Source organism: Streptomyces sp. NPDC042100 (genome assembly GCF_055582325.1).
In genome coordinates this window covers 619,352-633,719 of sequence record NZ_JBVJDK010000001.1, presented here as the reverse complement: position 1 = coordinate 633,719, position 14,368 = coordinate 619,352, and the positions used below count along the sequence as shown (strand labels likewise).

The following is a 14,368-nucleotide window of genomic DNA, read 5'->3' as shown; positions in this document are numbered from 1 at the left end:
CCCCTGGACCCGCCTCCCCGGGGCCGCCCGCCGGCGCCCGTCACGCCTGCCGCGAGGCCAGCTCCACGACGGTGATGTCCGAGGGCGCCCCGACCCGCACCGGCGGCCCCCAGGCGCCCGCGCCCCGGGACACGTACAGCTGGGTGTCGCCGTAGCGCTCCAGGCCAGCGACCGTCGGATTGGCCAGCTCGGCGAGGTAGTTGCCGGGCCAGAGCTGTCCGCCGTGGGTGTGGCCGGAGAGCTGGAGGTCCACGCCGTGGGCGACGGCGTCGTCGATGACGATCGGCTGGTGCGCGAGGAGGACGGCGGTACGCGCCCGGTCCCGGTCGCCGAGCGCCTTGGCGAAGTCGGGCCCCTGCCCCTCGCTCTCCCCCGCGACGTCGTCGACCCCGGCGAGGTCGAAGCCGGCCCCGATCTCGACGCGGGCGTTGCGCAGCGGACGCATCCCGAGCTCGCGGACGTGGTCCACCCACGCGTCGGCGCCGGAGAAGTACTCGTGGTTGCCCGTCACGAAGAACGCCCCGTCGCGGGCGCGCAGCCGCGCGAGGGGCTCGGCGGCGGGCCCGAGGTCCTGGACGGTGCCGTCGACGAGGTCGCCGACGACGGCGATCAGGTCGGGCTGCGTGGCGTTGATGGTGTCGACGATCCGCTGGGTGTGCGCCCGCCCCAGGATCGGCCCGAGGTGGATGTCGGAGACGACGGCGATCCGGTACCGGTGGGCCGCGCGCGGCAGCTTGGCCAGCGGCACGGTGACCCGCTTCACCCGGGGCCCGCGCAGCACCCCGTACGTCCCGGCGCCCACGGTGCCGAGCGCGACGGCGGCGGCGGTGCCCGAGACGACCCGGTTCACGAAGAGCCGGCGGGAGGGGTCGGGGGCGGGAGCCGGGGCGGCGACGGGAGCGGGCGCGGGCGCCTGGACCACCCCCTCACCGCCCGAAGCCGAGGCGGAAGCCGCCACCGGGGCCTCAGCCCCGCCCTCGGCGCCGCCCTCAGCGCCACCCTCGGCCCCGCCCTCGGCCCCGCCCTCGGCCCCGGCCCCGCCCCCGGTCCGCCGCGCCAGCACGCGCCGCAGCAGGGGCCGCAGCGGCTCGGTGACAGCCAGGGCCAGGGTCAGGTACAGCAGCACGGCCAGCCAGAGGAAGCCCGGCCAGGCCACGATCTGCTGGAGCCGGAAGGGCGCGCCCACCCGGCCCGAGACCAGGGCGCCGAGCGAGAGCAGCGGCAGCGCCACGGCCAGGGCGGTGCCCACCCGGCGGGCGGTGCCGCCCGCCGCCGTCAGGTCGCGCACGAGGCGCCGCCACACATACCAGTGGACCGCGCCGAGCAACGCGAGGACCACGACCAGCACCAGCAGGAAGACGACGACCACGTCCCACGTACCCCTTGTCCGCTACCGCACCACCCGCGCACGCGCGGACCCGCGCGCACGCTACGCGACCCGAACATACCGAGACCCACCCGCAAGATCGCCGGAGGGCCGTTCGATACTGGCAGGGCACGCCACCCCACCCCGAAGGACACCCGATGAAGCTCAGCCGCCGCGCCTCCTGGTTCCTGCTCGCGTTCGGCGCCTGGTCCTGGGTGATCTGGGTGACCTTCGTGAAGAACCTCTGGAAGGACGGCAGCGGCCTCGCCTTCGACGACGCGGGCGACCCGACCGCGTACTTCTGGGTCCACCTCGCCCTCGCGATCACGTCGTTCGCCCTGGGCACGATCGTCGGCACGATCGGCCTCCGGGGGGTCCGGGCCGGCCGGAAGTAGCGGCGCGGTCGGCCGGACAGGGGAACGGCTGGAACCTCGGCCGCCCGAGACCCCTCTGAGGAGAGGGGCCGTGCCCGGGACCGTCCGGGGTCCGGGGCGGCCGGAGTGGCCCCGAGTGGCCGGAGTGGCCGGAGTGGCCGGAGTGGCTTTGTGCGAAAGGTGATCCAGATGAAGCAGGTCCCCGCGTCACCGCCCGCCCCCACGGGCCTGCGGACGGGTGGACGGGCTCGGGGGAATCGGGCCGCGGTGTTCGGAAGCCCCTTCCGGGCATGTACGTTCTCGATCGTGTCCGCATCGAAGATGACCGCGAAGGCCGCCGCGGCGGTGACCGCCGCCAGTGTGCTGTTCCCCCTGCTCGCCGCGTCGCCCGCCCATGCGGACGAAAAGGATAAGCAGCAGCCCAAACCGCCCGCCGCCATGTCCAGCGTGGGCGGCACGCTGCTGTCCCGCCCCGGGACGCAGGTGCAGCTCGGGCCGGGGGCGCCCGTGCTGCCGAAGGAGCTCAGCGCGCGGTCGTGGATGGTCGCCGACGCCGAGAGCGGGCAGGTGCTCGCCGCGCACAACGCGCACTGGCCGCTGGCGCCCGCCTCCACGCTGAAGATGCTCTTCGCGGACACCCTGCTGCCCAAGTTCCCCAAGACCGAGAACCACACGGTCAAGGCCGAGGACCTGGCCGGCATGGGCGCCGGCTCCAGCCTGGTCGGGATCAAGGAGAAGCAGACCTACAGCGTCCACGACCTGTGGCTGGGCGTCTTCCTGCGCTCCGGCAACGACGCCGTCCACGTCCTGGCCGCCATGAACAGCGGCGTGCCGCAGACCGTGCGGGACATGAACGACCACGCCGCCGAGCTCCAGGCGCTCGACACCCACGTCGTCTCCCCGGACGGCTACGACGCCCCGGGCCAGGTCTCCTCCGCGTACGACCTCACCCTCATCGCCCGCAGCGGGATGCAGAAGGCCGACTTCCGGGAGTACGCGGCCACCCCCCGCGCCGCCTTCCCCGGCGAGCAGAAGCCCGGCAAGAAGCGCGAGACCTTCGAGATCCAGAACACCAACCGGCTGCTGACCGGTGACATCGGCGTCCCCGCCTATCAGGGCATCGCCGGCGTCAAGAACGGCAACACCACGCACGCGGGCTCGACCTTCACCGGCGTCGCCGAGCGCAACGGGCGGGTGCTGCTGGTCACCGTCATGAACCCCTCCTCCAAGGAGCAGCACGCCGTCTACAAGGAGACCGCGCGCCTGCTCGACTGGGGCTTCGCCGCCTCCGGCAAGGTGACGCCGGTCGGCGAGCTGGTGCCGCCGAAGTCGGTGCGTACGGACACGGGCACGGCCGGCGGCTCCTCGGCCGGCCCGGCCTCCGACGGCGCCGCCCCCGCGCCCGGCAAGGACGCCCCGGGCACGGTCCACGCCGCCGCGCACGAGCGCTCCGGCGGCGTGGGCATCGCGCTCGGCGTGGCCGGCGGGGTCCTCGTCCTCCTCGCGGGCGCCGTCTTCCTGGTCAACCGGCGGTGGCCGCTGGCGGCTTCGGCCCGTCGGAAGAAGGGGTCACCGCTGCCGGGTCCGGTCGACGAGAGCGTGAACCCGTAGCCGTCCAGGCCGCGCAGAACAGCAGCAGCTTCGCGGTGAAGTTGATCCACAGCAGCAGGGCCACCGGCACGCCGAAGGCCCCGTACATCGACTTCGCCGCGACGCCCTTCATATAGCCGCCGAGCAGCAGCTTCAGCAGCTCGAAGCCGATCGCCCCGAGCAGCGCCGCGACCACCAGGTCGCGGCGCCTGGGCTCGACGCCCGGCAGCAGGGTGAGGACGTACGCCAGCAGCAGGAAGTCCGCGCCGATCGCGACGAGCAGCGCGGCGGCCTGGAGCAGGGTGCCGCCCGCGCCGTCGTGCGAGAGGCCGAGCCGGTCGGCGCTCCAGCCGACGGCGGTGGAGCCGAGCCAGGAGGCGGCGAGCGAGCAGAGCCCGACGCCGCCGAGACCGAGCAGGACCAGGGTGTCCTTGCCCTTGCGGGCGAAGGGGTTGCCCTCGTCGACGCCGTCCAGCCCCCAGACCGCGCGCAGGCACTCGCGCATCGAGCCGATCCAGCCGATGCCCATGAAGAGCAGCACGGCGCCGGCGACGAGCCCGACCGTGCCCGCGTTGTCGACGAGCCCGCCGATGTCGAGCTGGTCGGAGATGCCGGGGACCTGCTCGGCGACCTTGCTCTCGATCCTGTCGAGCTGCTCGGTGCTGAGCAGCGCGGCGCCGATCGCGGCGGCGACCGTGATCAGCGGGAAGAGGGCGAGGAAGCTGAGGAAGGTGATGGCGGCGGCGAGACGGGCCCAGCGGACCTCGTCCAGGCGCTCGTACGCCCGCCAGGCGTGGGTCTTCATGAAGCGGACGACCCAGGGGCCGACGACGGGGAGCTTGGTCAGCCAGTCCATGTCGGGCGCGCCTCTCCTTCTCGGAACACCAAGGTCCGGTTCCCCCAGAATCGCAGACAGGTCGCGAGTGCCATACCCACTCCGAGCCCTGACACCGTGTCGGCCCGCGCGGAGGTGAGCCCGAGGCCGTGGCGGGAGACGACGAGGCAGAGCAACTGGACGGCGGCACCCGCGAGGTTCACGCCGAAGAAGGCCGTGTACTCGCGGGCGGTCACGGTGCGGCGGCGGTAGGTGCCGAGGGCGTTGCCGAGGTAGGCGACCGTGCAGCCGGCCAGGAACGAGAGGCACTTGGCGGTGACCGGGCCGAGCGGCGCCCGGAGGGCGAGGAAGACGGCGAGGTCGGCGGCGTAGGCGGCGGCGCCGGAGAGCGCGAAGCCCAGCAGCTCACGGCGCCGGGCAGCCCGCCGCGCCGGCTCCGGCGCCCCGGTCCGCGCCGGCGCCCGCGCCGGCTCCGGCTCCGGCTCCGGCTCCGGCTCCGGCTCCGGCTCCGGCTCCGGCTCCGGCCCGAGGTTCACAGGCCGACGACCGCCATCCCGTACATCGCCGCCCAGACCAGGCCGATGACGGCGAGCGGCCGGTCGCGCAGCACGACGTCCTCCGGCTCGCCCGCGGTGCCCCGGTCGGCGAAGACGGCGTAGCGCAGCACGGCGAGGATGAAGGCGACGACGGAGAGCTGGCGCCAGGGCAGCAGCGAGCCCTCGGCGCCGCCGCTGCCCTCCAGCGCCCACAGGCAGTAGCCGAGGACGGCGACCCCGGCGGCCAGCTGCCAGACGAAGCGGAGGTAGCCGGTCGTGTACTGGGTGAGCAGGGCCCGGGTGGCACCCCGGGCGTCCGCCAGCTGCACGGCCTCGGAGTAGCGCTTGGCCGCGACCATGAAGAGCGCGCCGAAGCCGGTGGTGATGAGGAACCAGCGGGAGAGCGGGATGCCGAGCGCGATCCCGCCGATCATCGCCCGCATCAGGAAGCCGGTGGCGACGACGGCGAGGTCGACGACGAGGACGTGCTTGAGGCGGACGCAGTAGGCGAGTTGCATCGCCAGGTACGCGGCCAGGAGCAGCGCCGTCATCGCGTTGCAGAGCAGGGCCCCCGCGACGGCCGCGCCGAGCCCGAGCAGCGCGCCCGTCGCGTACGCGAGGGGTACGGGGACGAGGCCGGCGGCGACCGGGCGGTGCCGCTTCACGGGGTGGGCGCGGTCGGCGGCGGCGTCGCGGGCGTCGTTGACCAGGTACACGGCGGAGGCGGCGGCGGTGAACAGCCCGAAGACCAGGGCGAGCCGGGCGAGGTTCGGCCAGGACCCGAGCTGTCCTGCGGCGACGGGCGCGGCGACGACGAGCACGTTCTTGACCCACTGCCGGGGCCGCGCGGTCCGCAGCAGGCCCCGGGCGACGGCGAGGGGGCGGGCGGGGGCGCCCGGGGATTCCGGGGCACCCGGGAGCGCGGGGGGCCGGGCGGTGGCGGGGCCGTCGAGGACGGCGGGGCCGGCCAGGGCGGCCGGGACGGCCGGGACGGCGGGGCCCGCGAGCCCCGCCGGGGAGGCGAGCCCCGCCGGGGAGGCGAGCCCCGCCGGGGAGCCGGGCCCGGCCGTCTCCGTACCAGTGGCGGGCTCAGCCATGGCCGCCTCCGAGGGCTGCGGAGACGGCGGAGACGGCGGTTACGGCCCCTGTGGGCGCCTTGGCGGAGCCGCCCGCCGGGGCACCCGCCTGAGCGCCCGCCCCCGCCCGCAGCCACGCCCGGCCCGCCGTCGCCGTCGCGGCGCCGAGGAGGGCGCCGGCGGCCACGTCGGTCGGGTAGTGGACGCCCGCGACGAGCCGGGAGAGGCACATCGCGGCGGCGGCCGGGACGGCCAGCGGGCGGGTGGGCGGCCGGAGCGCGGCGAAGGCGACCGCCGCCGCGGCGGCGGAGGCGGCGTGCGAGCTGGGGAAGGAGTGCCGGCCCGCCGTGCGGACCAGCGGCGGGTACGCCCCGGGGTGCGGGCGGGGCCGCCGGACGAGCCGCTTGAGGCCCATGCTGGCGAGGTGCGCCGCGCCGACCAGGACCGTGCCGCGCAGCCAGCCGTCCCGGCGCGGCGGGTCGAGGGCGGCGCCGGCGAGCCCGGCGGCGAGCCACAGCGCCCCGTGCTCGCCGCCGAAGGAGAGCGCGCGGGCCGCCGCGGCCACGGCCGGGCGGCGCCCGTGGGCGTGCGCGCCCGCCAGGATCCGCTGGTCGGCGCGGGCCGCCCAGTCCCCGTATCGCATCGGTCTCGCCCCCGTCCGGCGCCTCCGCGCCTCGTAGTCGCCTCGTGGTCGCCTCGCGGTCGCCTCCGGTCAGCCGTCAGCCGTAGTCGTCCGTCGTCAGCCGGAGACGGGCCGGAGGCGGGCCAGAGGCGACTCTGACGGGCGGAGGCGCCGGAGGGGGCGGGACGCTTTCCTGACACTCGTTTAATCACCCATTTCGGCGAACCGCCCCTCAATCCCGGCATAAGCGACACTCACGACGATACGGTCACCTCCATGGCTGCCGAGACCGACCTCCCCGTCGACCTCACCGTCGTTCCCGCCGACGTCGACACCCTCACCGGATGGGGCCGCACCGCCCCCACCCTCGCGCGCGTGATCCGCCCCCGCACCTACGAGGAGGCCGCCGCCGCCGTCCGCGCCTGCGGGGCCCGGGGGTCGATCGCCCGCGGGCTCGGCCGGGCCTACGGCGACGCCGCCCAGAACGCGGGCGGCTCCGTCCTCGACATGACCGGCCTCGCCAGGATCCGCGCCATCGACGCCGAGGCCGGGCTCGCCGTCTGCGACGCCGGGGTCAGCCTGCACCACCTCATGGAGGTGCTGTTGCCGCTCGGCTGGTTCGTGCCCGTCACCCCCGGCACCCGCTGGGTCACCGTCGGCGGGGCCGTCGGCGCCGACATCCACGGCAAGAACCACCACGTCTCCGGCTCCTTCTCCCGCCACGTCGTCTCCCTCGACCTGCTCACCGCCGACGGCCGGGTGCACACCCTCGCCCCCGGCGAGCCGCTCTTCGACGCGACCGCCGGCGGCATGGGCCTCACGGGCGTGATCCTCTCCGTCACCCTGCGGCTGCTGCCCGTCGAGACCTCCCTGATGCGGGTGGACACCGAACGCGCCACCGACCTCGACGACCTGATGGCCCGGCTCACCGAGGGCGACCACCGGCACCGCTACTCCGTCGCCTGGATCGACCTGCTCGCCCGAGGCGCCGCCACCGGCCGCGCCGTCCTCACCCGGGGCGACCACGCCCCCGGCCGGGCGCTGCCCCGCCGGGCCCGCCGGGCCCCGCTCGCCTTCCGCCCCGGCCGTCTGCCGGGCGCCCCCGCGTACGTACCGGAAGGGCTGCTCGGGCGGCACTCCGTCGGCCTCTTCAACGAGCTCTGGTACCGGAGGGCGCCCCGGCACTCCACCGGCCGCCTCCAGTCCCTGAGCTCCTTCTTCCACCCCCTCGACGGGGTCCCGCACTGGAACCGGGTCTACGGGCGCGGCGGCTTCGTGCAGTACCAGTTCGTCGTCGGGTACGGGCAGGAGGAGACCCTGCGCCGGGTCGTGCGGCGGATCGCCAGCCGCCGCTGCCCGTCCTTCCTCGCCGTGCTGAAGCGCTTCGGCGCGGCCGACCCCGGCTGGCTCTCCTTCCCGCTGCCCGGCTGGACCCTCGCGCTCGACATCCCGGCCGGGCTCAGCGGCCTCGGTGCCTTCCTCGACGAGCTCGACGAGGAGGTCGTCACCGCCGGCGGCCGGGTCTACCTCGCCAAGGACTCGCGGCTGCGGCCCGAGCTGCTCGGCGTGATGTACCCGAGGCTGGACGACTTCCGGGAGCTGCGCGCCCGGCTCGACCCCACCGGGGTCTTCGTCTCCGACCTGTCCCGCCGCCTGGGGCTGTGACCCCCTTCCCCCTCTGTCTGAGGAGCGTGAACGCCATGAAGGACGCCTTCGGCGCCCCGCAGTCCCTGCTCGTTCTCGGCGGCACCTCCGAGATCGGCCTCGCCACCGCGCGGCGGCTGATCGCGCGCCGCACCCGGCTCGTGTGGCTGGCCGGGCGGCCCTCCCCCGAGCTCACCGCCGCCGCCGAGTCGCTGCGGGCGCTCGGCGCCGACGTGCGCGCCGTGCCCTTCGACGCACTGGACACCGCGTCGCACGAGGAGCGGCTGGGGAAGCTCTTCACCGAGGGCGACATCGACATGGTGCTGCTCGCCTTCGGGGTCCTCGGCGACCAGGCGCGCGACGAGTCCGACCCGCCCGCGGCCGTACGGGTCGCCCAGACCAACTACACCGGCGCCGTCTCGGCCGGCCTGGTCTGCGCGCAGGCGCTCCAGGCGCAGGGGCACGGCTCGCTGGTGGTGCTGTCGTCGGTGGCCGGTGAGCGGGCCCGGCGGGCCAACTTCATCTACGGCTCGTCCAAGGCGGGGCTCGACGCCTTCGCGCAGGGCCTCGGGGACGCGATGCACGGCACCGGCGTGCACGTGATGGTCGTCCGGCCCGGCTTCGTCCGCACCCGGATGACCGAGGGCCTGCCGGAGGCGCCGCTCGCGACCACGCCCGAGGCGGTCGCGACCGCGATCGAGCTGGGGCTGCGGCGCCGCTCGGAGACGGTGTGGGTGCCGGGCGGGCTGCGGGTGGTGATGTCGGCGCTGCGGCACGTGCCGCGCGGGGTGTTCCGGCGGCTGCCGGTGTGAGGACGGGGCGGGGCCTCGGTCAGACCGCCGGGGTCGCCGTCGGGGCGTCGGCCGGGCTCCCGCACTGGGCCGGCACCGCCGAGACCGTACGGCCGCTGCCGAACTCGTAGTCGCACAGCTTGCGCCACACGCCGTCCGGGCCCTGCTCGTACAGCGCGAAGGAGCGGCACAGCCACTCCGCCTCGTAGCCGGCGAGCTCGCCGAAGGCCCGGTCCATCGCCTCCTCGGCGATGCCGTGGGCGACGGTCACGTGCGGGTGGTACGGGAACTGGAGCTCGCGCGGGACCGGGCCCGACGCGTCGCGGACCTGCGCCTGGAGCCGGTCGCAGGACGGGGCGCCCTCGACCAGCTTGACGAAGACGACCGGGGACAGCGGACGGAACGTCCCCGTGCCCTCCAGCCGCATCGGGAAGGGCTCGCTGCCCGCCGCGATCCCGGCGAGGTGCGCCGCGATCTCCGGCAGCCGCTCCTCGGCCACCTCGGTCGGCGGGAGCAGCGTGACGTGGGTCGGGATGCCGTGCGCGGCGGGATCCCCGAAGCTTGCGCGCCGCTCCTGCAGGCGGCTGCCGTGAGGCTCCGGGACCGCGATCGAAACGCCGAGCGTTACGGTCCCCACGTCGTTCTCCTCCGTCGTCGGTCGTCGGTCGTCGAAAGTCGAGCAATGCGCACGAGTGGTGCAGGCGCCAGTGTGCGGCCTGCACCACCCTCGTGGCCAGGGCCCCAGGGCTCAGTGCTTGGCGGGCAGGAAGCCCATCCGGTCGTACGCCTGCGCCAGCGTCTCCGCCGCGACCGCGCGCGCCTTCTCCGCGCCCTTGGCCAGGACCGAGTCCAGCGTCTCCGGGTCGTCCAGGTATTCCTGCGTCCGGGTCCGGAACGGGGTGACGAAGTCCACCATGACCTCGGCCAGGTCGGTCTTCAGGGCGCCGTACATCTTGCCCTCGTAGCTCTTCTCCAGGTCGGGGACCGACGTGTCGGTGAGCACGGACATGATCGTGAGCAGGTTGGAGACGCCGGCCTTGTGCTCCGGGTCGAAGCGGATCACCGTGTCGGTGTCCGTGACGGCGCTCTTGACCTTCTTCGCCGTCGTCTTCGGGTCGTCGAGCAGGTTGATGAGGCCCTTCGGCGTCGACGCCGACTTGCTCATCTTGATCGACGGGTCCTGGAGGTCGTAGATCTTCGCCGTCTCCTTGAGGATGTACGGCGCCGGGATCGTGAACGTCTCGCCGAAGCGCCCGTTGAAGCGCTCCGCGAGGTCCCGGGTCAGCTCGATGTGCTGACGCTGGTCCTCGCCGACCGGGACCTGGTGGGCCTGGTAGAGCAGGATGTCCGCGACCTGGAGGATCGGGTACGTGAAGAGGCCGACGCTCGCGTTGCCCGCGCCCTGCTTGGCGGACTTGTCCTTGAACTGCGTCATGCGGGAGGCCTCGCCGAAGCCCGTGAGGCAGTTCATCAGCCAGGCGAGCTGCGCGTGCTCGGGCACGTGGCTCTGCACGAAGAGGGTGCAGCGCTCCGGGTCGAGGCCGGCGGCCAGCAGCTGGGCGGCGGCGAGCCGGGTGTTGGCGCGCAGCGCGGCGGGGTCCTGCGGGACCGTGATGGCGTGCAGGTCCACCACCATGTAGAAGGCGTCGTGGGACTCCTGCAGCGCCACCCACTGGCGGACGGCGCCGAGGTAGTTGCCGAGGTGGAACGAGCCTGCGGTGGGCTGGATTCCGGAGAGCACACGAGGACTGTCAGAGGCCATGCTCATCATTCTCTCAGGTGCGTGCCGCGATCCCCGACTGCCCTCGCTGCCGTGTGACGCACCTCCCTCCCGGGACGGGGAGGGAGGTGCGGAGTGCCGGTCGGGTCAGGCCGGCAGGCCCGGCGCCGGGTGGGCGGCCATCAGCTCGGCGACCTCCGCGCGCACGGCGGTCAGGATCGCCTCGTCGCCCTTGCCCGCCGCCGCGACGGCGCGGTCGATCCACTCGGCGACCTGCGGCATGTGCGTGACGTCCAGGCCGCGCGAGGTGAGCGACGGGGTGCCGATACGGATGCCGGAGGGGTCGAAGGGCTTGCGGGGGTCGTACGGGACGGTGTTGTAGTTCACGACGATGCCCGCCCGGTCGAGGGCCTTCGCGGCGATCTTGCCCGGGACCTCCCTGGACGTCAGGTCCATCAGGATCAGGTGGTTGTCGGTGCCGCCGGACACCAGGTCGAAGCCGCGGGCCAGCAGCGCCTCGGCGAGCGCCTTGGCGTTGGCGACGACCGCGTGGGCGTAGGTGCGGAAGGAGGGCTGGGCCGCCTCCCGCAGGGCCACCGCGATGGCGGCGGTGGTCTGGTTGTGCGGGCCGCCCTGGAGGCCGGGGAAGACCGCCTTGTCGAGGGCCTTCGCGTGCTCCGCGCGGGACATCAGCATCGCGCCGCGCGGGCCGCGCAGCGTCTTGTGGGTGGTCGTCGAGACCACGTCGACGTGCGGCACCGGGGACGGGTGGGCGCCGCCGGCGATCAGGCCCGCGATGTGCGCCACGTCCGCGACCAGCACCGCGCCGGCCTCGCGGGCGATCTCGCCGAAGGCCGCGAAGTCGATCGTGCGGGGCAGCGCGGTGCCGCCGCAGAAGATCACCTTCGGGCGCTCCTTCAGCGCGAGCTCGCGCACCTGGTCGAAGTCGATCAGCCCGTCCCCGTGGCGCACGCCGTACCGCACGCCCCGGAACCAGGTGCCCGTCGCCGAGACGCCCCAGCCGTGGGTGAGGTGGCCGCCCATCGGCAGGGCCATGCCCATGACCGTGTCGCCGGGGTTCGCGAACGCCAGGTACACGGCGAGGTTGGCCGGGGAGCCGGAGTAGGGCTGCACGTTGGCGTGCTCGACGCCGAAGAGGGCCTTGGCGCGGTCGACGGCCAGGCTCTCCACCCGGTCGATGTTCTGCTGGCCCTCGTAGTAGCGGCGGCCGGGGTAGCCCTCGCTGTACTTGTTCTGCAGCACCGTGCCGGAGGCTTCCAGGACGGCGGCGGAGACGTAGTTCTCGCTCGGGATGAGGCGCAGGGTCTCCGCCTGGAGCCGCTCCTCCGCGCCGACGAGGGCGGCGAGCTCGGGGTCGGCGGCGGCGAGGGCGGGGTGGGCGGTGGGGTGCGTCTTCATGGCGTCGCTCCGGGTTTCGGCGGGACGGTCCCGGGACGCCTCGGCGCCGCACGGGACCCGGTCGGTTCCCGTGATGCCCAGGCGGGCGGCACCTCGTGTGGCTGGCCGCGCACGGCTCCCCCGGGGTCGCTTCCCCGTACGCCAGTCGCCGTGCGTGTCTCCAGCCTAGGGGGTGATCCGACGCGAATCGCCGGACGGGCCCTGTCGGGCGTGCCGTCACGCGAGGTTTCCCCGTCCGGCATCCGAGCGACGATAGGAAGGGGGACACCAGCCCCTGGCCGCAGGACGAACGGAGATCCCGTGTCGAGGACGCAAGACGAGATCGCTGCCGCGGACGCGCACAGCGCCCACAACTACCACCCCCTCCCCGTGGTCGTCGCCACCGCCGAAGGCGCGTGGGTGACCGACGTCGAGGGGCGCCGCTACCTGGACATGCTCGCCGGGTACTCGGCGCTCAACTTCGGGCACCGCAACCCGCGCCTGCTGGACGCGGCGCGGGCGCAGCTCGACCGCGTGACGCTCACCTCCCGCGCCTTCCACCACGACCGCTTCGGCGAGTTCTGCGGGCGGCTGGCCGCGCTGTGCGGCAAGGAGGCGGTGCTGCCGATGAACACGGGCGCGGAGGCCGTGGAGACGGCGGTGAAGACGGCGCGGAAGTGGGGGTACGAGGTGAAGGGCGTGCCGGACGGGCACGCGAAGATCGTGGTGGCGGCGAACAACTTCCACGGCCGCACCACGACGATCGTCAGCTTCTCCACCGACCACGAGGCGCGGGCGCACTACGGGCCGTACACGCCGGGCTTCGAGATCGTGCCGTACGGGGACCTCACCGCCCTGGAGGCGGCGGTCACCGAGAACACGGTGGCCGTGCTCGTCGAGCCGATCCAGGGCGAGGCGGGGGTGCTGGTGCCGCCGGCGGGCTATCTGCGCGGGGTGCGGGAGCTGACCGCGCGGCGGGGCGTGCTGTTCATGGCGGACGAGATCCAGTCCGGTCTCGGGCGCACCGGGCGCACCTTCGCCTGTGAGCACGAGGGCGTGGTGCCCGACGTGTACGTCCTGGGCAAGGCGCTCGGGGGCGGTGTGGTGCCGGTCTCGGCGGTGGTCGCGGACCGGGACGTGCTCGGGGTGTTCCGGCCGGGTGAGCACGGGTCGACGTTCGGGGGGAATCCGCTGGCCTGCGCGGTGGCGCTGGAGGTCATCGCGATGCTGGAGACCGGCGAGTACCAGCAGCGGGCCACCGAGCTGGGCGACCACCTGCACGCGGAGCTGGGGCTGCTCGTGGCCGGCGGCGCGGTGGAGGAGGTGCGCGGGCGGGGCCTGTGGGCCGGGGTGGACGTGGCGCCCTCGGTCGGCACCGGGCGGGAGGTGTCCGAGCGGCTGATGGGGCGGGGGGTGCTGGTGAAGGACACCCACGGGTCCACCATCCGGATCGCGCCGCCGCTGGTCGTGAGCAAGGAGGACCTGGACTGGGGACTGGCGCGGCTGCGGGAGGTGCTGGCCGGGGGGTGAGGGAACCGGGGGGCGGGGTGCGCGCGGCGGGGCCGGGGCCGGGAGGCGGGGTGCGCGGCGGGGCCTGGCCGGGGAGGCGGGGCCGGGCCGGGGCCGGACGGCAGGGCCGGGCGCCGGGGAGGACCCCCTCCCCCGGCGAGCCGGTCAAGTCGGGCCATTGACACGGCAGTTGGTCTAGGCCAATGTTGCCGCCATGCCGAGAACCCGCCTGCGCCGCGCCCTGCGCGGCGCGCTCGCCGTGCTCGTTCCCGCCGCCCTGCTCGGCGGCATGAGCGGTTCCGCCCAGGCCGCTCCCTGGCCCGAGCCCGTACCGGTCGTCTCCCACGTGGAGACCAGCGACCCGGTCGTCTTCATCACCATCGACGACGGCTGGTACCACGACCCCGCCGCCGCCAAACTGCTGCTCGACCGGCGGGTGCCCGCGTCCCTGTTCCTGCTGCCGGGCGCCTACTCGTACGACTCCGGCTACTTCCACCAGCTGCTCGACCAGGGGCGCTCCCGGGTCGAGAACCACACCGTCAGCCATCCCGACCTCACCGGGCTCGACGCCGCCGGGCAGAAGGCCGAGCTGTGCGGGGCGCGCGACCAGCACCTCGCCCAGTTCGGCGACGGGCCCCGGCTGGTGCGCCCGCCGTACGGGGTGTACGACGCCACCACCCGGACCACCGCCCGGGCCTGCGGGGCGAAGGCCGTGGTGACCTGGACGTACGACCTGACCACCTGGGGCCAGTGGACGCCGCCCACGCCGACGCTGAAGGCCGGCGACATCATCCTGCTGCACTTCAACGAGACCCTGGAGGACGACCTCCGGCGGGCCCTCGACCTCGCGGACGCGGCGGGGCTGAAGCCCGCGCCGCTGCGGGAGTACGTGCCGGAGTAGGGGCCC

At 74.6% G+C, this 14,368-nt stretch carries 14 protein-coding genes and 1 riboswitch; of the genes, 6 read left to right on the top strand and 8 right to left on the bottom strand.

What is annotated here, in order from left to right; translation table 11 throughout:
• Positions 1–40: 40 nt before the first annotated feature.
• On the bottom strand, positions 41–1,369 hold the full coding sequence (locus ACZ6J5_RS03040; RefSeq protein ID WP_469386978.1) for a metallophosphoesterase: 1,329 nt from the start codon (positions 1,367–1,369) through the stop codon (positions 41–43).
• Between the two features lie 155 nt (positions 1,370–1,524).
• Between ACZ6J5_RS03040 and ACZ6J5_RS03035 the strand changes: the two genes are divergently transcribed.
• Both ACZ6J5_RS03035 and ACZ6J5_RS03030 read left to right on the top strand, forming a co-directional pair.
• Positions 1,525–1,761, top strand: a complete 237-nt coding sequence (locus tag ACZ6J5_RS03035; RefSeq protein ID WP_469386976.1) for an SCO4848 family membrane protein — start codon at positions 1,525–1,527, stop codon at positions 1,759–1,761.
• A 285-nt stretch (positions 1,762–2,046) separates the two neighbouring features.
• The gene (locus ACZ6J5_RS03030) at positions 2,047–3,351 is read left to right on the top strand and encodes a D-alanyl-D-alanine carboxypeptidase family protein (protein ID WP_469386974.1); all 1,305 of its coding nucleotides are present in this window, start codon (positions 2,047–2,049) and stop codon (positions 3,349–3,351) included.
• Here the strand turns inward: ACZ6J5_RS03030 and ACZ6J5_RS03025 are convergent.
• The 4 genes from ACZ6J5_RS03025 to ACZ6J5_RS03010 all read right to left on the bottom strand — a co-directional run bounded on the left by ACZ6J5_RS03025 (position 3,263) and on the right by ACZ6J5_RS03010 (position 6,420).
• Entirely contained in the window at positions 3,263–4,186 is a 924-nt protein-coding gene (locus tag ACZ6J5_RS03025) for a YihY/virulence factor BrkB family protein (RefSeq protein ID WP_469386972.1), read from the bottom strand. The two genes, ACZ6J5_RS03030 and ACZ6J5_RS03025, sit on opposite strands and share 89 nt — an antisense overlap.
• Positions 4,174–4,569: a GtrA family protein gene (locus ACZ6J5_RS03020; protein ID WP_469387431.1), complete on the bottom strand. Its 396-nt coding sequence runs from the start codon at positions 4,567–4,569 to the stop codon at positions 4,174–4,176. The genes ACZ6J5_RS03025 and ACZ6J5_RS03020 overlap by 13 nt, the downstream gene beginning before the upstream one ends.
• 128 nt (positions 4,570–4,697) lie before the next feature.
• Positions 4,698–5,672: a decaprenyl-phosphate phosphoribosyltransferase gene (locus ACZ6J5_RS03015; protein WP_469387429.1), complete on the bottom strand. Its 975-nt coding sequence runs from the start codon at positions 5,670–5,672 to the stop codon at positions 4,698–4,700.
• Positions 5,673–5,790: 118 nt separating this feature from the next.
• Positions 5,791–6,420 carry a phosphatase PAP2 family protein gene (locus tag ACZ6J5_RS03010; RefSeq protein WP_469386970.1) on the bottom strand — a complete coding sequence of 210 codons (630 nt, stop codon included), beginning with the start codon at positions 6,418–6,420 and terminating at the stop codon, positions 5,791–5,793.
• Between the two features lie 255 nt (positions 6,421–6,675).
• Between ACZ6J5_RS03010 and ACZ6J5_RS03005 the strand changes: the two genes are divergently transcribed.
• Both ACZ6J5_RS03005 and ACZ6J5_RS03000 read left to right on the top strand, forming a co-directional pair.
• Complete coding sequence (locus ACZ6J5_RS03005) at positions 6,676–8,064, top strand: FAD-binding protein (RefSeq protein ID WP_469386968.1); 1,389 nt, start codon at positions 6,676–6,678, stop codon at positions 8,062–8,064.
• 35 nt (positions 8,065–8,099) lie between these two features.
• Positions 8,100–8,855: a decaprenylphospho-beta-D-erythro-pentofuranosid-2-ulose 2-reductase gene (locus tag ACZ6J5_RS03000; RefSeq protein ID WP_469387427.1), complete on the top strand. Its 756-nt coding sequence runs from the start codon at positions 8,100–8,102 to the stop codon at positions 8,853–8,855.
• A 19-nt stretch (positions 8,856–8,874) separates the two neighbouring features.
• Here ACZ6J5_RS03000 and ACZ6J5_RS02995 read toward each other — a convergent pair whose 3' ends face one another.
• From ACZ6J5_RS02995 to ACZ6J5_RS02985, 3 genes are all read right to left on the bottom strand, one after another.
• Positions 8,875–9,471 carry a 2'-5' RNA ligase family protein gene (locus ACZ6J5_RS02995; protein ID WP_469386966.1) on the bottom strand — a complete coding sequence of 199 codons (597 nt, stop codon included), beginning with the start codon at positions 9,469–9,471 and terminating at the stop codon, positions 8,875–8,877.
• A gap of 111 nt (positions 9,472–9,582) precedes the next feature.
• Positions 9,583–10,596 carry a tryptophan--tRNA ligase gene (trpS, locus tag ACZ6J5_RS02990; RefSeq protein ID WP_469386964.1) on the bottom strand — a complete coding sequence of 338 codons (1,014 nt, stop codon included), beginning with the start codon at positions 10,594–10,596 and terminating at the stop codon, positions 9,583–9,585.
• Positions 10,597–10,701: 105 nt separating this feature from the next.
• Positions 10,702–11,973 (bottom strand): serine hydroxymethyltransferase, encoded by a 1,272-nt coding sequence (locus ACZ6J5_RS02985; protein ID WP_469386962.1) that lies wholly within the window; start codon positions 11,971–11,973, stop codon positions 10,702–10,704.
• 68 nt (positions 11,974–12,041) lie between these two features.
• Positions 12,042–12,132, bottom strand: a riboswitch (ZMP/ZTP riboswitch).
• A gap of 141 nt (positions 12,133–12,273) precedes the next feature.
• Here ACZ6J5_RS02985 and rocD point away from each other — a divergent pair.
• Positions 12,274–13,482 carry an ornithine--oxo-acid transaminase gene (rocD, locus tag ACZ6J5_RS02980; protein ID WP_469386960.1) on the top strand — a complete coding sequence of 403 codons (1,209 nt, stop codon included), beginning with the start codon at positions 12,274–12,276 and terminating at the stop codon, positions 13,480–13,482.
• 193 nt (positions 13,483–13,675) lie between these two features.
• Positions 13,676–14,362, top strand: a complete 687-nt coding sequence (locus ACZ6J5_RS02975) for a polysaccharide deacetylase family protein (RefSeq protein WP_469386959.1) — start codon at positions 13,676–13,678, stop codon at positions 14,360–14,362.
• Positions 14,363–14,368 lie beyond the last annotated feature (6 nt).